Annotated in this window: 17 protein-coding genes; 11 read left to right on the top strand and 6 right to left on the bottom strand. The window is 68.6% G+C overall.

The features are described from left to right. Positions 1-36: 36 nt before the first annotated feature. Genes CYFUS_RS28505 through CYFUS_RS28495 form a run of 3 tightly spaced genes read right to left on the bottom strand, consistent with a single transcriptional unit; the run spans position 37 to position 3,133 of the window. Positions 37-1,239: a DUF4350 domain-containing protein gene (locus CYFUS_RS28505; protein ID WP_095988094.1), complete on the bottom strand. Its 1,203-nt coding sequence runs from the start codon at positions 1,237-1,239 to the stop codon at positions 37-39. Then, entirely contained in the window at positions 1,236-2,114 is an 879-nt protein-coding gene (locus tag CYFUS_RS28500) for a DUF4129 domain-containing protein (RefSeq protein ID WP_095988093.1), read from the bottom strand. Before CYFUS_RS28500 ends, CYFUS_RS28505 begins: the two co-directional genes overlap by 4 nt. Continuing rightward, positions 2,111-3,133 carry a hypothetical protein gene (locus CYFUS_RS28495; protein WP_095992281.1) on the bottom strand — a complete coding sequence of 341 codons (1,023 nt, stop codon included), beginning with the start codon at positions 3,131-3,133 and terminating at the stop codon, positions 2,111-2,113. Before CYFUS_RS28495 ends, CYFUS_RS28500 begins: the two co-directional genes overlap by 4 nt. Positions 3,134-3,189: 56 nt before the next feature. Between CYFUS_RS28495 and CYFUS_RS28490 the strand changes: the two genes are divergently transcribed. The 3 genes from CYFUS_RS28490 to CYFUS_RS28480 all read left to right on the top strand — a co-directional run bounded on the left by CYFUS_RS28490 (position 3,190) and on the right by CYFUS_RS28480 (position 5,666). Next, positions 3,190-3,912 (top strand): YebC/PmpR family DNA-binding transcriptional regulator, encoded by a 723-nt coding sequence (locus CYFUS_RS28490; RefSeq protein ID WP_095988092.1) that lies wholly within the window; start codon positions 3,190-3,192, stop codon positions 3,910-3,912. Positions 3,913-3,988: 76 nt separating this feature from the next. Continuing rightward, the gene (locus CYFUS_RS28485; protein WP_157758705.1) at positions 3,989-4,738 is read left to right on the top strand and encodes a hypothetical protein; all 750 of its coding nucleotides are present in this window, start codon (positions 3,989-3,991) and stop codon (positions 4,736-4,738) included. 10 nt (positions 4,739-4,748) lie between these two features. Next, a complete protein-coding gene (locus CYFUS_RS28480; RefSeq protein WP_232536860.1) occupies positions 4,749-5,666 on the top strand; it encodes a type VI immunity family protein in 918 nt (305 codons plus the stop codon). Here CYFUS_RS28480 and CYFUS_RS28475 read toward each other — a convergent pair. After that, complete coding sequence (locus CYFUS_RS28475) at positions 5,663-6,166, bottom strand: VOC family protein (protein ID WP_095988090.1); 504 nt, start codon at positions 6,164-6,166, stop codon at positions 5,663-5,665. The genes CYFUS_RS28480 and CYFUS_RS28475 overlap by 4 nt on opposite strands. Positions 6,167-6,658: 492 nt before the next feature. Here CYFUS_RS28475 and CYFUS_RS28470 point away from each other — a divergent pair, with 492 nt between their 5' ends. The 7 genes from CYFUS_RS28470 (at position 6,659) to CYFUS_RS28440 (ending at position 11,285) form a co-directional block, all read left to right on the top strand. After that, positions 6,659-7,060 carry a hypothetical protein gene (locus CYFUS_RS28470; RefSeq protein WP_095988089.1) on the top strand — a complete coding sequence of 134 codons (402 nt, stop codon included), beginning with the start codon at positions 6,659-6,661 and terminating at the stop codon, positions 7,058-7,060. A gap of 11 nt (positions 7,061-7,071) precedes the next feature. Next, the gene (locus tag CYFUS_RS28465; protein ID WP_095988088.1) at positions 7,072-7,590 is read left to right on the top strand and encodes a hypothetical protein; all 519 of its coding nucleotides are present in this window, start codon (positions 7,072-7,074) and stop codon (positions 7,588-7,590) included. Positions 7,591-7,597: 7 nt separating this feature from the next. Further along, positions 7,598-8,134 (top strand): hypothetical protein, encoded by a 537-nt coding sequence (locus CYFUS_RS28460; protein WP_095988087.1) that lies wholly within the window; start codon positions 7,598-7,600, stop codon positions 8,132-8,134. 226 nt (positions 8,135-8,360) lie between these two features. Continuing rightward, on the top strand, positions 8,361-8,945 hold the full coding sequence (locus CYFUS_RS28455) for a hypothetical protein (RefSeq protein ID WP_095988086.1): 585 nt from the start codon (positions 8,361-8,363) through the stop codon (positions 8,943-8,945). Positions 8,946-9,170: 225 nt separating this feature from the next. Further along, a complete protein-coding gene (locus CYFUS_RS28450) occupies positions 9,171-9,722 on the top strand; it encodes a hypothetical protein (protein WP_157758704.1) in 552 nt (183 codons plus the stop codon). Positions 9,723-9,853: 131 nt separating this feature from the next. Then, positions 9,854-10,858 carry a dipeptidase gene (locus CYFUS_RS28445; protein WP_095992279.1) on the top strand — a complete coding sequence of 335 codons (1,005 nt, stop codon included), beginning with the start codon at positions 9,854-9,856 and terminating at the stop codon, positions 10,856-10,858. Between the two features lie 46 nt (positions 10,859-10,904). Beyond that, positions 10,905-11,285, top strand: a complete 381-nt coding sequence (locus CYFUS_RS28440; protein ID WP_232536858.1) for a hypothetical protein — start codon at positions 10,905-10,907, stop codon at positions 11,283-11,285. 9 nt (positions 11,286-11,294) lie between these two features. Here the strand turns inward: CYFUS_RS28440 and CYFUS_RS28435 are convergent, their stop codons facing one another. Together CYFUS_RS28435 and corA are read right to left on the bottom strand one after the other, a co-directional pair. Further along, entirely contained in the window at positions 11,295-12,077 is a 783-nt protein-coding gene (locus tag CYFUS_RS28435) for an alpha/beta fold hydrolase (RefSeq protein ID WP_095988083.1), read from the bottom strand. A 24-nt stretch (positions 12,078-12,101) separates the two neighbouring features. Continuing rightward, entirely contained in the window at positions 12,102-13,046 is a 945-nt protein-coding gene (gene corA, locus CYFUS_RS28430; protein ID WP_095988082.1) for a magnesium/cobalt transporter CorA, read from the bottom strand. A 55-nt stretch (positions 13,047-13,101) separates the two neighbouring features. Here corA and CYFUS_RS28425 point away from each other — a divergent pair, with 55 nt between their 5' ends. Continuing rightward, positions 13,102-14,271, top strand: coding sequence for a hypothetical protein (locus tag CYFUS_RS28425; protein WP_095992278.1), 1,170 nt, complete (start codon positions 13,102-13,104; stop codon positions 14,269-14,271). Positions 14,272-14,629: the final 358 nt, after the last annotated feature.

Below are 14,629 nucleotides of genomic sequence, written 5' to 3'. Positions count from 1 at the left end.
CTCCGCTGCTTGGGGGAGCGGAGTCCTCGTCTGCTTTCAGGAAGGCCCGGAGGGACGTGCCGCCCGTCCGGAGAGGATCGCCTCCAGCCGTGCGTACCGGCGCACCAGCCGCGCGTAGTCGGCGGGGCGGATGTCGCGCTGCTCCAGGGTGCGGATGAGCGCTTCCCGCTCCGCCAGGTAGTCCGCCGCGCTCAGCCCACAGCGCTGTTCCACGAGCCGCGCCGCCTCCTCCTCGGGCAGCTCGGGGGAGATGCCCAGGCGCTCATGCATGAGCCGCCGCAACTGGCGCCCCAGCTCCGGCACCAGCTCCCGCTCCACCCGGGCGCGCCGCGCGAGCCAGCCCAGGGAGCGCACGTACTCGAGCGACGAGCGGTGCCGCTCCTCCACCAGCGGCCGGGGCACACCGAAGCGCGTCCCCCGGGACACCGCGTAGAGCAACCCCACCGCCAGCATCTGCGCCGCGAAGATCCACAGGGCCCGGGTCGACGGGGGCTCCCGGGCGGGCTCCACTCCCTGGTGGTACTCGTCGAAGCCGAGGGGCCCTCGCACCGCCAGCGCGTCCCAGAAGCGCAGGTTGTCCAACATCTCCAGTCGCCGGTTCTCCGCCAGGTCCGTCCCCGCCAGCACGTACACCTGGCCGCGTCCCTCGGGCACCCGCCACACCACCGCCACGCCCCGGGCCCCCGCGAGGGGCACCGCCTCGGGCCGGTCCACCGTGAGGCCTTGATCCAGCGACACGCGCAGCCCCTCGAGCGCCTTCGCCGCGCCCACGGGCCCCCAGACGCGCACCGTCGTTCCCGTGAGATCCTTCTCCCCGGGCGGTAGCCCCTCGGCGCTCGCGGGCAACAGGGGCGCCTCGGACAACGGAATCCAGTCCTCCAGCGCCGATGGCCGCATCCCGGCCTCCCTCGACGCGAGGTAGACGAGGGTTCCGCCCCGGGATACCCACTGGCGTAGCTCCCGGGCCTCGGCGGGCGTCATGGACCGGCCCATGGGCGTGGCCACCACCAGCGTGCGCAGCTCGTCGGACAGCGGGGTGCCATCGAACGCCTCTCGAAGCGCCGACACCCGGGCCCCCGACTCCTCGAGGTACAGGTACAGCGCCCGGAGCCCCAGGGCGCCCGGGTTGTCCACCGAGGGTCGGGTCGAGGGGGGCGCCGCCTGGTTCGTCGCGAGCCCCAGCGCGAGCGCCAGCGTCACCAGCACGCCGTAGAAGGCCACCAGCCGGGCCGTCTTCATGTCGTGCCTCCCGCGAGGCCCTGGTGCAACCGCTCCACCTCGTCCACGAAGCGCGCCGCGTCCTCGGCGGGCACGGGCTCGAGCGAATAGAAGGCCCGGTCGTACCAGCGCACCAGCCGCTCCACCTCACCCGTGACGTGGGCGGGAGCGCCCCGTCCCGGCAGCTCCTCCACCAGCTCCCGGTTCGTCCTCACGCGATCCGGTCTCGCCAACCGCCGCGACTCCAGCGAGGACAGCAACGCCAGCAGCCCTTCCCGGATGGCCGAGCGGGGCTGGGACGCCAGGGCCGCCCGGGCGCGCGTCAGGTGCTCCCCAGGCGGATCGAGCCGCACCGGGACGAGCGCCGCGTCCGGGCCGCCGGCTCGTTTCGTGGGCGCCCGCCGCCAGGAGCGCAGGCGCAACGCGGTGAGGAGCACCACCGCGATGCCCAACACCAGCACCAGCGTGCGCGTGCTCGTCGCGAAGCTCTGCGCGCCCCGCGTCTGCAACAGCTCCTCCAGCCAGCCCCTCACCATGCGCAGCAGGCGCTTGAGCACATCGCCCTGACGTTGCCGGGCCTGGGCGAACTCGGGCCGGGAGAGGATCTCCTCCAGCCGCGCCCGATCGGTCGTTCGCGTGGGGCCCCCGGTGTTCTCCACCTCGAGCGGGGCGCAGACGCCCTGGAGACGCACGCGGACCGTCTCCACGTGCTTGAAGGGCGTGTCGTCGCCGGGCGCGCGCAGCGGCAGGCCCTGCCACCGGGCCTCCAGAGCCTCGAGGGCGCCTCCCACCGCCTCGGGCTCGCTCCGGGCCAGCTCGGTGAGCTCCTGGATGTCCCGCTCGGCGTCCGGGCAGGGCAGGGCCGCGAGCCACAGCAAGGCGAGCCCGATCCTCATGAGGCCCCCACGGGCTGGGCGGGGGAGGGCGGCGTGGCGTCCAGACGGCGCTCGAGGTCCAGGCCCTCACGGCGCACGCGCATGTCCAGGTAGAGCACCGCGTATACGACGAGGCCCAGGGGGTTGAGCACCGCCTGTCCCACCACCTGCAACAGCTCCGCGGGGATGAGGAGCCACTGGGGCGCGAGCGAGAGCAGGGGCTGGCTCGGGTCGCGGTAGGCGAACTGGACGACGAGCGCGGGCAGGCCGAACAGGGCGCTCACGGCGAGGAGGATGAGCGACACCACGGTGACGAGCAGCATCGCCCGCACCGTCATCCGCCCGATGAAGCCGGGCTCCACCCGGCCCGAGAGCAGCTCGCCCGAGCGGCGGAAGGAGCGCGCCGCGGAGAGATCCTCCATGGCGAGCACCGGCGCGAGCAGGGAGAAGCGCAGGAGGTACCAGAGCAGGGCGCCCACGAAGCCCAGCGACACCACGACGACCCCGCCGATGAGCAGGGCCGCGCCCGCCAGTTGAGGCGCGCCGCGGCCCGCCTGGGCGACGAGCACGCCTCCACTCCCGAGCATCAGCCCACCCGGCAGCATCATGAGCAGGAGGACGCCCGTCCCCCAGAGCAGCGAGAGCAGGTAGGCGCCGGTGAGGGCGCCCAACCGCTTCCACGCCCGCTGGAGGCTGGATGCCGGAGCCGCCCCGTCCCCGAGCTGGGTGGGCACCACGTAGCGCGCCACCACGAGGGTGTTGAGGTAGTAGAGCCAGAGCGACACCAGGAAGACGCCCCCGAGCGATACCAGGGTGCGCAGCAGCGAGGCACTCAGCTCCTCCAGGTCTCCGCCGTGCGTCTGGAGCACGAGGTTCTCCTGGAGTGTCAACTGGAGGACCTTGGTGAGGATGTAGGTCGTCAGGTTGAAGCCGAGGCTGAGGAGGAAGAGGGGCCGGAAGTGCCTGCGCCAGAAGGTGGCGGAGCGGTCGATGATCTCACCGAGCGCGAGGGGTCGCAGGTCCGAGGGGGGAGGGCTCACGGGGGAGCAGCATACCCGCTGGCCCTTGGCGGGAGGGCGCGGCATTCTGCGCGGCCATGGGACGCATTTTCGAGACCCGTAAGACGACGATGTTCGCGCGCTGGAACAAGATGGCGAAGCTGTTCACGCGCATCAGCAAGGACATCGCCATCGCGGTGAAGGCCGGAGGCCCGAGCCCGGACAACAACCCCGCCCTGCGCCGGGCGCTGCAGAACGCCCGTCACGGCAACATGCCGAAGGACAAGGTCGAGGCGGCGATCAAGCGCGCGAGCGGCCAGGACGTGAAGAACTACGAGGTGGTGCTGTACGAGGGCTACGGCCCGCACGGCATCCCCATCATCGTGGAGTCGGCGACGGACAACGTGGTGCGCACGGTGGCCAACGTGCGCCATGCCTTCAAGGATGGCGGCGGCAACATGGGCAACACGGGGAGTGTGGGCTTCCTCTTCCAGCACATGGGGGTGTTCCGGCTGTCGCCCGAGGGAGTGGATCAGGACGCGCTGGAGTTGGACCTGATCGACCACGGGTTGCAGGAGATGGGCGAGGGGACGGGCGAGAAGGGGGAGAAGCAGCTCATCATCCGCTGCGCCTTCAACGACTTCGGCCGTCTGCAGCACGCGATCGAGGAGAAGGGGCTGTCTCCCTTGTCCGCAGAGTCCGAGTACATCCCCCTGAACCCGGTGTCGCTGGCCGAGGAGCAGGCACAGGAGGTGCTCAAGGTCGTGGACAAGCTCGAGCAGGACGAGGACGTCCAGCGGGTGTTCCACGGCCTGGCGTGAGATGAAGCTGCCTCCAGTCTTCGCGGAGGGTCCTGCCCGGGTCTTCCGGCCATGGGTGGGAGTTCTCCTCTCTACCGTGCCCCTCATGTCCTGCCACGTGGGCATGGGGGGCCACGTCGTACCGAGTCATTACGCGCAATCCTTCGACTCGGCCTCGAGTTCCTGCAGGACGAACCCGGCGCTCTGTGCCCAGGTGGCGGGTGAGGAGACGGTCATTCCTCACGCCGGGCAACGGCTGGCCGAGTTCGGTATTGCGGTTGGCACGATCCGGGCGGCGTTGGGTCCCGAGCAGGAGGCTCGCATCAAGCAGGTGCTTTCGGAGTGTGCGAACGAGGCTCGCTCGAAGGTGCTCCTTGAGCACATGGATGGCAAGAGCCCCACTCCGGTGGAGTGTGACGAGAAGAAGAAGTTCGGAGGCAAGGTCAGGACGCGAGCCCAGTTCTTCGGCGAGGAAATGCACCGGGCCGCGTTCCAATGCGTCCAGGAGAGGCTGAGCGTGTTGCGCCCGGGTGGCTTCAGCCTGGAGCCTCGCTACCGCTACGACCAGCGGACCAGACGGCGCGAGTTGATCAGCGTCGAGGAGGAGCAGGCCCTGCTGGAGGAGGGATGTTTCAACGAGCTGAAAGGCACGATCAAGCCAGACGTCGTCATCCACTCGGGTGATCCGCTCCATCCGAAGTTCGTCTATGATTTCAAGTTCCCCTGCAAGAACACGTCCGAAGTTGGTTGGTGTCTGTATTCCCGAGGGCCGTACGCGGGTCGCAGGCAAAACGACGTGTACAAGGAAGTCCTGGGTACGCAACCCTCCCGGGTCCTTCATGGATAGGAGTCATCCCATGAGCAAGCACGTTCCACGTATTCGCCTCATGGCACAGGCCGGATTCAGCCTGCTCCGCGATAGTCTGAATATTTCTTTCTTCATCCGACACCCTCACCAGGAGATAGCGCGCGGAGTACTTCATTCCCTGGAGATATACCTTCAGGCGATGGGGCCCCGGGCGCTCGGCAGATATGTCGATGAAGAAGGGTACCTGCAAGATCTCAATGATGCCGAGTGGAATCGCATCCGGCGTGAATTGCTCGAGGCTGAATGGCCCATGTTCGATCTTCGAGATGAGTCCAGCAGCGAGTACCGGTATGGTTTTGAATATGCCGGTAAACCGCTTGGCGCTCCGTCCTTGTCCTTGAAGGATGAGCCGAATGCGGCATGCGCGGTAAGCTTCTGGCTCCCCACCGAATACCTGGAGGAGCACGGCCCGGAGCGGGTGCGTGAGCTGGCATTGCAACTGGCCGCTCCGCTTCCCTTTTGCTTTGGACAGGCGGGGCTCGCCTTCAACGGCGCCACGAACCTGATGGGCGTCATGCGACAAATCCACCAGCGGTGCTTCCGCTACCCGGGCATGGACATTCCTGAGCTGGGCTGGCTTTCGTGGCGCATGGGGACGAAGGTACGCGGCCCCTCCTGGATGACCTTCCTGGGGCAGCCGGTGCTGGGCGAACTGGGTGGTGCGGCGCAATTGCGTTCCCGCCTGTCCTCTCTGGGAACGACAGTCCAGGAGATGAGAGGCGAGCGCGCCGTCGTCACACTGGGCGCGTGGCCGGACGCGGGAGACACCGAGCAGGGCCGCACGCTTCCCGCCTATCGCGAACTGGCACGCGTGCTGGAGCCCTGGCTCTATTACGAAACCCACTATGTCGATCCCGACTTCCCTCCTGAAGACAAGCGCCGCTGGGAACGTCGCTTCCTCGATTAGGAAACGGGGCGCCCTACCGAAGTCATCTGCGCGGCGACTTCCTGTTCGCCGCGCTCGAAGACCCAGGCGAACCCCCCCTTCGGGTTGGCGAGGATCTCCCAGGCGTTGTCGTCCATGTCCCAGAAGTAGAAGCTATAGGTGCCGTGTTGGAAGAGCGGCCGGGTGATCTTCTTGAGGCCCCACTTCTCCGCGTCGCGCTTCACCACCGCATAGGCGTTGTCGACCTCGGCCTCGGTGCCAACGTCCAACCCGTTGTGGTTGAACAAGTGCATGCTTCCCTTGCGGTTCGGGTTCTGCACGATCACGATGATCTGATCGCCACCGAGCCGGGCCGCGAGTGCTCCATCCCCCATCATCACGGCCTCCAACCCGAGGAACTCCTGGTAGAATCGTCGCGTGAGCTCGACGTCGTGGCAATCCAGCGTCGCGTGGCTGTAGAAATTGAGCTTGAGCGCGGGCTCGAGCTTGTTGGCGGATTCAGTTCCGGCCTCTGTCTTCATCTCCTGCCTCTCCTCGTCTGTCAATGGATTGTCCAGTTCCGGCGGGAATACCCCGCGGCGCAATGCCTTGCCGTCCCCGCTGGAGTGCCCGGAGGATATAGGCATGGATGAACTTCATGAGCAAGTGGATGCGGTTCGAAGATGCACTCGCGTGTGTCTGATGTGAGATTGAATGATCGGGAGCTTGACAAGTCATGACAAATCATTGCAACGCAGTGGCGAGGCCGGGAGTCGAGTGGCTGGATGCTTGACAAGTCGTGAGAAGTCATTGCAACGCACCGGTATGGCCTTGACCCTGCCAGCAAAGCGCCTGGCCTTCTGTCTCACCCGGAGCTGGCCGGGCGGCGCTGGCGATTGACGTCCTGGAGCCCCGGTGCGGACGCTCGCGTTCGCGCTGCTCGCGCGTGTCTGGGCGGCCCGGGCGTCCTCCGGGGTGGGTGAGACGCACTCGGGCTCCATCCCCGCGCTTCGTCTCGGGTATAGTCGCCTACCATGCACTCCGTCCGCAGCAGGCTCCTGGCCGCCTTCCTGGTGCTCGCGCCGGGCCTTCCGGCCCTCGCCGCCGAGCCGTCCGCCTCCGTGGCCCCCACCGCCGTGGATGCCCCCACCCAGGCGCCCTCGGGCCTCCACGGTCATCGCTATGCCTTCGTCGGTGGGGGGGTGTTGCTGCTGGGCGGCATCGGCTTCGGCTACTTCGCCCAGGGCGAGGCGGCTCGCGCCCGGACCCTCGCCTCGGCGAGCGAGTCCAGCGCCGCGCTGGGCCGCGCCCGCGCGCAGGCCGCCACCGCCAACGTGCTCTACGGGCTCGCGGGGGCCACGCTCCTCTATGGGCTCGTGTTGGAGCTGTTGCCCGAGCCCGCCGCCGAGAAGGCGAGTCTCACCTTCCACTTCTGAGAGCAGACACCATGCGCCTTCCGTTCACCCCCGGGCTCCTCGTCTGCGCCGTGGCGGCCTCCGGGTGTTTCATCTCCGAGAACCCCGTGCCGCCCCAGGTCTGCGCGCAGGACGCCGATTGTCCCTCCACCCACCGCTGCGTCACGGTCTCCGAGGGCGAGCGCCTGTGTGAAGTGCTCTATCCGCCCGCGCCCCTGGACTTCGACGCCGGGAGCCCCCCCGACGCCGGGTCCGCGCGCACCCCCACCTGGTGCAATGACATCCAACCGGTCATGGTGGCCAACTGCGTGTCCTCGTGTCACGGCGCGACGACGACGAACAGCGGTCACCCGGAGTTCCGGCTCGACGTCTACTCGTCCGCCTCGCCCAAGGGCGCGCTCGAGATGGCCGCGCTCGTCAAGGCCCGGGCGGTGGATCAACGCAACATGCCTCCGGGCGCCAGCCCCACCTCTCTCTCCGCCGAGCGTGAACTCATCAAGCGCTGGGTGGCGGCCGGTAGTCCCTTCTGCGACGACGCGGGCACTCCCTAGGGTCATCATGAAGCGCATCCGTTTGAGCATTCTGGGTCTGGGGGCCGCCATGGCCACGGGCTGCACCATCGAGGCCCCTGATTTCACCGGCAAGTCGTGCACCGCCGCGGCCGACTGTCCCGCGCCCTTGACCTGTGTCGCGGCACGTCCGGGAGAAGGGCGCACCTGCGAACTGCTGCGGGGGCCCGGAATCGCCGAGCCGCCTGGCGGGCCGGTGCCCACCTGGTGCAATGACATCCAACCGGTGATGGTGGCCGGGTGCGTGGCCGGGTGCCATGGCGTCTCGGGCATTGGCCCCAAGGGTTTCCGGCTCGACGTGTACGAGGGCGATGGGGGCGTGCTGGGTGCCCGGGACATGGCGGCGCGCATCAAGGCGCGCGCCGTCACCGAGCGCAACATGCCGCCTCTGGGCAGCACCGAGTTCTCCGAGGAGCAACGTGCCCTCCTCGATCGGTGGGTCACTGGAGGCGCGCCCCTGTGTGGAGACGAGGGGACGGCCGACGGGGGCACTCCGGATGGTGGTTCTCGCGACGGTGGCGCCTAGCGCCCGCCCGCCGCCTCGCCTGGCGGCGCGGGCTCTTTTCCTCCACCGGCAGAGCAGGCGGGCACCCGAGCCGTTGTCGGCCGGGCTGGCCCCATATGTTCCCGGTGTGCCTTTGGCAAGTCTGTACATCCCGGGGGCAGGAGCCCAGTTTTCTGCCACGCGGGGGGGGAGGGTTCCCGCGCTCTGAACCGAAAGGTTCTCACGCAACCAACAAAAGGAGCGGCACATGCGGAAGCTGATGGCGGCGGTGATGGTGGTGTCGGGTCTGGGTCTGGTGACGGGGTGCGAGCGCAAGGGCGAAGTCCAGCGGCAGCAGGAGAACGTGGCCGAGGCCCAACGCGAGGTGGTCGAGGAGCAGCGCGAGGCGAACCAGGACATCGCCGCCACCGCCCAGGACAAGCAGGAGGACGTGGCCGAGGCCCGTCAGGACCTGGCCGAGGAGCAGAACAAGCTCGCCGAGAAGCAGTACGAGCAGCTCTCCGATCAGGACACGGCCACGGGCGGCAGCGGCGTGGTCAGCGACAAGCAGGCCAAGCTGGAAGAGGTGAAGGGCACCATCCAGTCGACGTCGGGCAACAACCTCACGCTCATCGTCCCCGACAAGCACAATCAGCTCATGCGCTTCAAGTCGGACCCGCAGGTGAAGGTGATGCATGACGACAAGGCGCTGTCCCTGTCCAGCCTCAAGGCGGGTGACGAGGTCCGTGCTTCCTACCAACTGGACCCGAACGGCCAGATGCTGCTGCGCAGCGTCGAGGTCACCAAGACGAGCGCCAAGAGCCTGCCGGACATGCCCGACATGGCCAAGTAGCGCCTGATGTCTGGAAGACCGCACGGCCTCCGCTCTCGCGCGGGGCCGTGTTTCTTTTTCCTCGGGATGTCCGGTAGTGCATCCGGGCATCCTGCTCGAAGGGGATGCGTGCGTGCGTGTGCTCGTGCGTCAAGGCTTTCCCTGGTGGGGACGGACTCCCAGTTTCCTTTCAGGACCCATGAAAAGGGACCGTGGTGGGAAACAACACCTGAGAGGGAAGGGCACATGCGTCAATGGATGATCGCGGCAGTGGCGGTGACAGGGTTGACCCTGACGATGGGGGCCCCGGGCGTGGCTCGAGCCCAGGAGCGGCATTCGAACCAGGGTCAATCCATGGCAGACGTCCAGGGCAGCGGGCGTGCCGGGGATCAGCGGCCCATTGAACAGAAGCAGACGGCGTTCCAGGATGGTGCGCCATCCGTCGTCATGTTGCCGACGCCGGGCAGGGGCAACGACAACCAGGGCACGGGCGGCAGCGGCATGGGCACGGGCGGCAGTGGCATGCCCAGCACCGGCACGAGGCAGGAGAAGGGCATCATCCGCTCGGTGTCGGACAAGGGGATGACCCTCTCCGTTCCCAAGAAGAATCGCATCGTGACGCTGCACGTGGACGATCAGGTGCAATTGATGCGCGATGACCGGCCCCTGGCCTTGTCGAGCCTGCAGGTGGGCGACGAGGTGCGGGCCACCTATCAGTTCGACGAGGAGGGGCAGAAGGTGCTGCGTGGCCTCGAGGTGACCCAGGAGCGCGCCGCGAAAGAGAAGAAGAAGAAATAGGGAGCCCTCTCGGCGCGGGACACGGTGTCCGCTTTCCCTGGGGGCAGCGGGCCATGTGTCCCACGCGCCCCGCGGGGAATGCTTGAGCTGGAGCGCGCGAGACCCGAGACTCGCAGGCCATGCTTCCCTCGATGCAGGATGTGATGGAGTTGCACCGGCGCTGGTGCGTCGCGGACGGGCACGCGGACTCGCTGATGTGGAATCGCGATCTCTGCGAGCGCTCCTCCGAGGGGCACGTGGACTTTCCCCGCCTGCGCGAGGTGGGGATGAAGTTGCAATGCTTCACGATCGTCACCCGTGGCTTTCCCTTCATCGGTGGCTTCGAGACCTTCGCCCTGATGCGCGGGTGGCCCCGGGCGGCCCGCGCGAGTGAATGGTCGCGCGCCCTGTGGCAGATCGAGCGCCTGGAGGAGTTCTGCCGCCGCTCCGAGGGGCAGGTGGGCATCGCCACCTCGGGACGCGCGCTGGAGGAGAACCTGGCGCGGGGGCGGTTGTCGGCCGTGCTCGGCATCGAGGGCGCGCATGCGATCGAGGGGCGGGTGGAGCGCGTGGCGGAGCTGCACCAGCGCGGGGTGCGCTTCATGGGACTCACGCACCTGTCCAACAACGAGGCGGGCGGCTCCTCCTTTCCGCTGATGGGCAACCGGCCCCTGTCACCCCTGGGGCACGCGGTGCTGGAGGAGATGGCGCGCGTGGGCATGGGGGTGGACCTGGCCCACGCCTCCGAGCGGACGCTGACGGACATCCTCGCCCACCCCACGGCCCGCGTCTTCTCCTCCCACACGGGGGTGAGGGGCGCGGGAGGCGGCTGGCGCAACCTCTCGGACGAGGTGCTGCGGGGCATCGCCCGGCGCGGCGGCGTGGTGGGCATCATCCTCGCGCCCGTGTACCTGGGGGGAGATGCCCTCGATGACGTCGTGCGCCACATCGAACATGCGCTGGACGTGATGGGGGAGGAGGGGGTGGGGATCGGCTCGGACTATGACGGCATGGTGGCCCTGCCCAAGGGCATCCAGGACGTGACGGACCTGCCCAAGCTCACCCAGGTGCTGCTGCGCCGTCACCCCGAGGCGCTCGTGGAGCGCGTGCTCGGGGGAAACTTCCGGAGGTTCTTCCGCGAGACCCTGGGCGGTTGAGCCGGGTTGACCGGACCCTCGGCGCCTGGGATCGTCCCGCGCCGTGATGAATCGCACCTGGGTCCTGTCATCGTTGCTGCTTGGCTCCTTCCTCCTGTCCGCGTGTGGCGCCAAGGCTGGCGATGCGTGCAAGGACAGCACCGCGTTCAGCTGTGCCTCCGAGAAGGAGGCGCTGGAGTGCCGCAACTCTCAGTGGCGCGCGCTGCCGTGCCGGGGAAGCGGGGGGTGCGACGAGGCCTCGGGCAAGGTGGTGTGTGACATGCACGGCAGCGTCGAGGGGGATGCGTGCGCGCTCACCGCCGAGGGCCGGGGGTTGTGTACGGAGGATGGCAAGGCCGTGCTCGAGTGCCGCATGGGCACGCTGGTGCGCACCCGGACGTGCGGCACGTGCTCCATGGACGACGCGCTCGTCAACTGCGCGCCGTGAGTCCGGCGTTCACAGCTCCGCCAGGAAGCGCTCGAGCACGGCGTTGAAGGCCTCGGGCCGCTCCTGGTTGGTCAGGTGCCCCGCGTCCGGGATGATTTCCAGCCGCGCGCCGGAGATGAGGTCCGCCATCTGCCGGGCCTTGTCCGGTGGGGTGAGGGCGTCCTTCTCTCCCACCACCACGAGGGCGGGGCCGGCGTAGCGCGCGAGGATGTCCTTGCTGTCCGGGCGCAGGGCCATGCCCCGCTGGGCCGCGGCGAGGCCCTCGGGCGTGGCCGCGCGCATGAGCGCCGCCACCTCGCGCCCCACGTCCGAGTCCGGGCCCGCGGCCACCAGACGCGGCAGCATCGCGCGCACGCTCGCCTCGGGGCCCTCGCGCAGGGCCTCCTGGGCCGCGGCTTCCCGGCGCGCGCGCCCCGCCTCGTCGTCCGCCCCCGCCTGGGTGTCCACGAGCACGAGCCCCCGGACGCGGCCCGCGTCCTCGCGCAAGAGGGCCATGCTGGCATAGCCGCCCATGGACACGCCGCCCACCACCGCCGACTCCACGCCCAGCGCGTCGAGGATCGCCAGGCCATCCCGCGCGATGCGCGACATCTCCGTGGGCCCCTCGCCCGGCGCGCTCCGTCCGAGCCCCCGCGTGTCCGGCAGGATGAAGCGGTAGCGGTGGGACAGGGCCTTCACCTGGGGGGCGAAGGCGTCCGCGTGCAGGGGAAACGCGTGGAAGAGCAGCACGGGCGGTCCGCGGCCCTCGTCGCGGTAGTACAGGGGGACGCCATCGACGGTGAGGGTGGGCATGGGTGCTCCCGGGAAGAGAGGGGTTTACAGCCAGCGCTTGCTCCTGAACCAGAACATGAGCCCCAGGGGCAGGCCGGCCACGGACAGCAGCATCAGCCAGAAGAAGCCCCAGTGGGACAGCAGCTCGAAGTTCTGTCCGAAGAAGCCCGTGATGAAGGACAGGGGCAGGAAGATGGTGGAGAAGATGGTGAGCTGCTTGGTGATGTCGTTGGTGCGGTTGGCCACCATGGACAGGTAGCCGTCCATCACGTTGCCCAGCAGATCCCTCCCGGAGTCGATCTGCTCGTACAGCCGCACCAGGTGATCGTACACGTCGCGGAAGTAGAGCACCGTGCGCTCGCTCACGTTGGGGATGCCCCGCCGCACGAGCAGACCCACCACGTCGCGTTGGGGCGAGAGCACCCGGCGCAGCGACACCAGGGCACGCTTCATCGCGAAGACCCGCTGGAGCTGCTCCGGCTGGGGGTTCTCGAAGACCGCGGACTCCAGGTCCTCCAGCTCGTCGTTGAAGCGATCGAGGATGGGGAAGTTGCCGTCCACCAGCGCGTCCGCGAACAGGTAGAGCAGCATGTCCACGCCGCGGCCCAGCGTCGCCTCGGGATCGGCGCGGACGCGCTGGCCCACCGTCTCCAGGCCCGGAAAGGGCAGCTCGTGCACGGTGATGATCCAGTCCGCGCCGAGGAAGAAGTGGTGCTCGTGCAGCGTCAGGTGGCACACGTCGTCCGCGAGCGCGGTGAACCCCTGGAGCACGATGAACTGATGGTTCGGGTACTCCTCCAGCTTGGGCCGCTGGTCCAGGTGCAGACAGTCCTCGATGGCCAGCCGGTGCAGGCCGTAGCGATCACCCAGCCGCGCCATCACCTCCTCGGTGGGTTGGAGGACGTCGATCCACTTGCGCCCCGGCTGCTCGAGCAACTCCTCGCCTCCGGTGAGGACGCGACCTTCGTTCAGCAGCAGGACCTGGAGCATGCGCGCGAATGCATAGATCGCACCCCCGCCGAAGTCGAGTAGAGTGGGGGGCGCCGTGTCCGCCGATACCTCGCCCCCGCCCGCGCTGTCCCCCCGACTCGAAGAGCTCCTGCACTCCCTCTCGGATCAGGCTTTCGCCCAACGCATGCGCGAGGTGTACGCGGCCGCGGGCCAGGCCATCCTGCGCCTGAGCGATCTGGATCTGCTGAAGTACGAGACGGCCAGCGTGGAGGACAGTCCGGACCTCTCGCTGTGGGAGGAGATGGCGCCCGTCATCCGGGACACGGTGATGGACGTCAACCGGCTGCTCAACGTCATCCGCGAGCAGTGCGCGGCGCGGTCGGCGGCGAGCGCCTCGGGTGGGAACGTGCCCCTGCAGGCCAGCGTGGAGGCCCGGCGCGCCAGGGACGCCACCGAGCTGCTCCAGGGCTGGATGCAACAGCTCGCCCAGGGCGTCACCCAGCTCGGCGAGGCGATGCGCAACCCCGCGGTCGTGTCGGACCGGTGGACGCTGCTGGCGGAGATCCAGCGGCTGCGCGAGCGCTTCCGCGAGCAGATTGGCAACCTCGTCTTCGAGTCGGCCAGTGCCTTCGGGCCGGTGACGCGGCAGCAGGTGGTGCCCGGGCACGAGGCGGAGGTGCAGGCGTCGGTGATGGTGCGGGCGATCGTCGCGGACCTGTCGCGCATCGTCGCGGCGCGGCTGGGCCGGGTGCGCGAGGCCGAGCCCGAGGACGTACAGTGGAACGCCCAGCAGCTGCAGACCGAGCTGGATGCGTTCGGGCGCACCGTGGCCTACCGCCACCTGCGCGCCCAGGACAAGCGGCAGATCATCGAGCTGCGCGGCCGGGTGGGCAGGCTCGCCATCCAGGCGTCGCTGCTCAAGCAGGAGCTGCTGTCACTGGTGGAGGAGCTGGAGGGCTTCGTGCGCTCGCTCTCCAGCGTGAACAAGCGCCAGATGCTCATCGCCCATGACCGCGAGGTGTGGGCGGGGTGCGGCGTGCGGCTGGAGCGGGCCGTGGGGTTGTTGGGCACGGAGCCCGCCGCGGCGGCACGCACCGTGGCCGAGGCCGCCGCCAGCGCCCAATCCCTCTATGGACGGGATCCCTCGCTCGACGCCTTCCTGCGCAAGGCGCGCAAGACGCAGCTCGCCCAGCTGTCCGTCCCCGAGCTGCGCACCACGATCGAATCCCTCCAGTCGCTCCTGGCCGGCCTGGACGTCCTCTAGGCCCGGACGCCGCCCGAAGCCCGGGGACGGTTGGCGCACGAATATTTCCACCACGGATTCAATTGTGTATACCGCCTGTACGAGGGGCCTGGGAACGTGTGTCCGGAGGGGGGTGTCCTGATTCAGGACAGACTGTAGTGGATTCGGACACCCAAAATGGAGGGGCGCTAATCCCCCTGAATGACTGGGCTTTTTTTTCGAGGTGTAAGAAGGTTTTACGACGCGGTGCGGAAAAGGCGTGACATTCACGCTCCACAGGGACTCGCCTGGAGAGTTCACAAGACTGTCATTCCCAGGCTTTGGCGGTTGGCCCGGTTCCTGCTCATGGAGAAGGGCGTGTGACGGCATCCCCGCCGTC

This window comes from Cystobacter fuscus (genome assembly GCF_002305875.1).
In the GTDB taxonomy this organism is placed as follows: Bacteria; Myxococcota; Myxococcia; order Myxococcales; family Myxococcaceae; genus Cystobacter; species Cystobacter fuscus_A.
The sequence above is the reverse complement of the archived record's forward strand: the minus strand, read 5'-3'. Positions and strand labels throughout refer to the sequence as shown.

Coding starts and splice junctions, on each gene's coding strand:
- CYFUS_RS28500 (WP_095988093.1), bottom strand. CDS start 2,114: ATGAGGATCGGGCTCGCCTTGCTGTGGCTCGCGGCCCTGCCCTGCCCG.
- CYFUS_RS28450 (WP_157758704.1), top strand. CDS start 9,171: ATGCGTCAATGGATGATCGCGGCAGTGGCGGTGACAGGGTTGACCCTG.
- CYFUS_RS28460 (WP_095988087.1), top strand. CDS start 7,598: ATGAAGCGCATCCGTTTGAGCATTCTGGGTCTGGGGGCCGCCATGGCC.
- CYFUS_RS28490 (WP_095988092.1), top strand. CDS start 3,190: ATGGGACGCATTTTCGAGACCCGTAAGACGACGATGTTCGCGCGCTGG.
- corA (WP_095988082.1), bottom strand. CDS start 13,046: ATGCTCCAGGTCCTGCTGCTGAACGAAGGTCGCGTCCTCACCGGAGGC.
- CYFUS_RS28480 (WP_232536860.1), top strand. CDS start 4,749: ATGAGCAAGCACGTTCCACGTATTCGCCTCATGGCACAGGCCGGATTC.
- CYFUS_RS28505 (WP_095988094.1), bottom strand. CDS start 1,239: ATGAAGACGGCCCGGCTGGTGGCCTTCTACGGCGTGCTGGTGACGCTG.
- CYFUS_RS28445 (WP_095992279.1), top strand. CDS start 9,854: ATGCAGGATGTGATGGAGTTGCACCGGCGCTGGTGCGTCGCGGACGGG.
- CYFUS_RS28455 (WP_095988086.1), top strand. CDS start 8,361: ATGCGGAAGCTGATGGCGGCGGTGATGGTGGTGTCGGGTCTGGGTCTG.
- CYFUS_RS28475 (WP_095988090.1), bottom strand. CDS start 6,166: ATGAAGACAGAGGCCGGAACTGAATCCGCCAACAAGCTCGAGCCCGCG.
- CYFUS_RS28465 (WP_095988088.1), top strand. CDS start 7,072: ATGCGCCTTCCGTTCACCCCCGGGCTCCTCGTCTGCGCCGTGGCGGCC.
- CYFUS_RS28440 (WP_232536858.1), top strand. CDS start 10,905: ATGAATCGCACCTGGGTCCTGTCATCGTTGCTGCTTGGCTCCTTCCTC.
- CYFUS_RS28470 (WP_095988089.1), top strand. CDS start 6,659: ATGCACTCCGTCCGCAGCAGGCTCCTGGCCGCCTTCCTGGTGCTCGCG.
- CYFUS_RS28435 (WP_095988083.1), bottom strand. CDS start 12,077: ATGCCCACCCTCACCGTCGATGGCGTCCCCCTGTACTACCGCGACGAG.